Raw genomic sequence first — 483 nt, forward strand, 5'->3', positions numbered from 1 at the left:
CGCTTCTCAGCCTCCTCAACATCTTCACCCGCGAGGAGCGCGTGCATGCGATTGCCGCGCTCGAACGCCTCGGCATCGAGCAGACGGCGCTGCAGCCGGCCGGCACGCTGTCCGGCGGCCAGCAGCAGCGCGTGGCGATCGCCCGCGCACTGATGCAGAACCCGAAGATGGTCCTCGCCGACGAGCCGATCGCCTCGCTCGACCCGCTGAACGCCAAGATCGTCATGGATGCGCTGCGCGATATCAACGAGCGCGAGGGCATCACCGTCATCACCAATCTGCATACGCTCGACACCGCCCGCAACTATTGTGAACGCATCGTCGGCATGGCCGGCGGCCGCGTCGTCTTCGACGGCAAGCCTTCGGAACTGACGGCCGAAGCAGTGAAGGAAATCTACGGAACGGACAAGGATGGCGCCGGCATCGACGAAACCATGACGTCGACGTCCATCAATATCGCTTCCGAGAGGGCAGACAATCAAT

At 63.6% G+C, this 483-nt stretch carries 1 protein-coding gene; it reads left to right on the forward strand.

What is annotated here, in order from left to right; all coding sequences use genetic code 11:
- Positions 1-483: phosphonate ABC transporter ATP-binding protein (locus AC5ZG1_RS44270; RefSeq protein WP_496136551.1), on the forward strand; the 483-nt coding region annotated here is incomplete at both ends.

The organism is Bradyrhizobium sp. Leo78 (assembly GCF_059512425.1).